Here is a 2,725-nt window from a genome sequence, read left to right as displayed (position 1 = left end):
CGACAAGAGCCAGATCGAGGAATATCTGCGCGCCTACCATGGCGAGGGCATCCAGCATATCGCCCTGCTCACCGACGACATCTACAAGACCGTCGACGTGCTGGCGGCGCGCGGCGTACCCTTCCAGGATACGCTGGACGCCTATTACGACCAGGTGGATGCCCGGGTGCCCGGCCACGGCGAATCGCTGGCGGCCCTGCGCCAGCGCCGCATCCTCATCGATGGCGCGCCGACCGAGGGCCAGGGCCTGCTGCTGCAGATCTTCACCCAGAACGTGATTGGCCCGATCTTCTTCGAGATCATCCAGCGCAAGGGCAACGAGGGCTTCGGCGAGGGCAATTTCAAGGCGCTGTTCGAGTCGATCGAACTCGACCAGATCCGCCGCGGCGTTCTCGGCGACAAAGCGGGATAGCCGCCCCCGGTGCCGGCGCCGCCGGCCGCGACCGCGCGCGCTCGATGCAAGGTCCGGCGCGAAGCCTGATGTCACATTTCTGAAATAATGCTATTCTTCTCCTTGGCCGAAGACTGGCTGGACATGCGCCCGCCCGCACGGCCGGGGAGAAGCGTCATGAATCGGATATTGATCCGCCTCGGGGCTGCGGCCCTGTGTCTTGGAATCGCCGGCACGGCCCATGCCGCCACGAACATCATTGGCGGCGGCAATGCCGAAAGCTGTTACGAAGCCGCCAAGTTGTCCCAGCCCGGCCCCCTCGCCCTGGACCCCTGCAATCGTGCGCTGACCGAGGAATCGCTCAGTCAACGCGACCGGGCGGCGACACTGGTCAATCGCGGCATCATCCGCATGCGTCTTGGCCGGTTCAATGACGCCATCGAGGACTACCGCGCCGCCATCAGGCTGAAATCCGATCTCGGCGACAGCTATATCAACCTCCGCCCTTGCCCTCGTCCACACCAGGCAGGAAGAAGCAGCACTGGCGGCGTTGAACCGGGGCCTGAGCCTCAACCCGTCCAATGCGTCCGTCGGCTACTACACCCGCGGCACGGTCCATGAACTGCTGGGCAATGTCCCGGCGGCCTTCGCCGACTATCAGCGGGCCGCCGAACTGGCCCCCGACTGGGAGGAGCCGCGCGCGCAACTGTCGCGCTTCCGCATCATCTCCCGACCGCGCATGACCGCCTGACACCCCGCCACAATGGGGAGGGGCGGCCGTCGCGCGCGACCGCTCCTCTCAACCAATAAGAATATCCATGGCCGCCAATTTGACTTGAAACGGACCGGAACACCAAGGTGACCCCCGGATATACCGGCGTGGCGACAGCGCCACGCGCTTTTGACGGACACGGGTCACGGCATGACAACAGGCAAGATCAAGGTAGCGATCATCGGCTCGGGCAATATCGGCACCGACCTGATGATCAAGATCATGCGCACCTCCGACGTGCTGGAGATGGGCGCCATGGTCGGCGTCGATCCCAACTCGGACGGCCTGGCGCGGGCCCAGCGGCTCGGCGTCGCCATCACCCACGAGGGCATCGACGGCCTGCAGAAACTCCCCGTCTGGCCGGAAATCGGCATCGTCTTCGATGCCACCTCGGCCAACGCCCACAAGCGCCATTCGGAAATCTGCCAGGCGGCCGGCAAGGTGATCGTCGACCTGACGCCCGCCGCCATCGGCCCCTATGTCATTCCGGTGGTCAACGGCGAGGACCATCTGGACGCGCCCAACGTCAACATGGTGACCTGCGGCGGCCAGGCGACGATTCCCATCGTCGCCGCCATCAGCCGGGTCGCCAAAGGTGCATTACGCCGAGATCGTCGCCTCGATCTCCTCGAAGTCCGCCGGCCCCGGCACCCGCGCCAACATCGAACGAGTTCACCGAAACGACGTCGAAGGGCATCGAGGTGGTCGGTGGCGCCGCCCAGGGCAAGGCGATCATCATCCTCAACCCGGCCGAGCCGCCGATGATCATGCGCGACACCGTGTTCGCGCTGTCATCGGGCGCCGATGAAGCCGCCATCGAGGCCTCGGTCGAGGCGATGGTCGCCCAGGTGCAGCAGTATGTGCCGGGCTACCGGCTGAAGCAGAAGGTGCAGTTCGAGCGCTTCGGCTCCAACAACCCGGTGCGCATTCCGGGCCTGGGCAGCTTCGAGGGCATCAAGACCAGCGTGTTCCTCGAGGTCGAGGGCGCGGCGCATTATTTGCCGAAATACGCCGGCAACCTCGACATCATGACCTCCGCCGGCATGGCGACCGCCGAGCGGATCGCCAAGCGCAAATTCCTGAAGAGTGCCGCCTGATGACCCGCTTTGATCCCACCCAGACCAAGCTCTACATCCAGGACGTGACGCTGCGTGACGGCATGCACGCCATCCGCCACCAGTATGGCCTCGATCATGTCCGCGCCATTGCCAGGGCACTGGACGAGGCGCGCGTCGACGCCATCGAGATCGCCCATGGCGACGGCCTCAACGGCTCCAGCTTCAACTACGGCTTCGGCGCTCACACCGACTGGGAGTGGATCGAGGCGGTCGCCGACGTGGTGAAGCACGCGCGCCTGACCACCCTGCTGCTGCCGGGCATCGGCACCGTCGAGGAACTCAAGCACGCCCACAGCCTCGGCGTTACCTCGGTGCGCATCGCCACCCACTGCACCGAGGCGGACGTCGCCAAGCAGCATATCGAGGCGGCGCGCAACCTCGGCATGGACACCGTCGGTTTCCTGATGATGAGCCACATGATCGAGCCGGACGCGCTCGCCCAGC

At 65.5% G+C, this 2,725-nt stretch carries 4 protein-coding genes and 2 pseudogenes; 5 read left to right on the top strand and 1 reads right to left on the bottom strand.

Going from position 1 to position 2,725, the window contains the following annotated elements; genetic code table 11:
• On the top strand, window positions 1-412 hold a 412-nt coding region (locus tag XI25_RS14995), incomplete at its 5' end, for a VOC family protein (RefSeq protein WP_046679313.1).
• Between the two features lie 90 nt (window positions 413-502).
• On the opposite strand, the gene XI25_RS34690 is transcribed toward XI25_RS14995, so the two are convergent.
• Window positions 503-760, bottom strand: coding sequence for a hypothetical protein (locus XI25_RS34690; RefSeq protein WP_235439896.1), 258 nt, complete (start codon window positions 758-760; stop codon window positions 503-505).
• On the opposite strand from XI25_RS34690, the gene XI25_RS36900 reads away from it, so the two are divergent.
• From XI25_RS36900 to XI25_RS14975, 4 genes and pseudogenes are all read left to right on the top strand, one after another.
• Window positions 692-1,012 (top strand): tetratricopeptide repeat protein, encoded by a 321-nt coding sequence (locus XI25_RS36900; protein ID WP_442950396.1) that lies wholly within the window; start codon window positions 692-694, stop codon window positions 1,010-1,012. The two genes, XI25_RS34690 and XI25_RS36900, sit on opposite strands and share 69 nt — an antisense overlap.
• Window positions 942-1,142 (top strand): hypothetical protein, encoded by a 201-nt coding sequence (locus tag XI25_RS14985; RefSeq protein WP_046679311.1) that lies wholly within the window; start codon window positions 942-944, stop codon window positions 1,140-1,142. Before XI25_RS36900 ends, XI25_RS14985 begins: the two co-directional genes overlap by 71 nt.
• Before the next feature lie 171 nt (window positions 1,143-1,313).
• Window positions 1,314-2,260 (top strand): annotated as a pseudogene (locus tag XI25_RS36895) (acetaldehyde dehydrogenase (acetylating)).
• A pseudogene (locus XI25_RS14975) lies at window positions 2,260-2,725 on the top strand (4-hydroxy-2-oxovalerate aldolase); the annotation flags it as partial. The pseudogenes XI25_RS36895 and XI25_RS14975, both read left to right, overlap by 1 nt.

The sequence above is a fragment of the Paenibacillus sp. DMB20 genome (genome assembly GCF_000987955.1).
GTDB lineage: Bacteria > Bacillota > Bacilli > Paenibacillales > Paenibacillaceae > Paenibacillus_AQ.
This window is presented reverse-complemented; position numbering and strand designations above follow the sequence as displayed.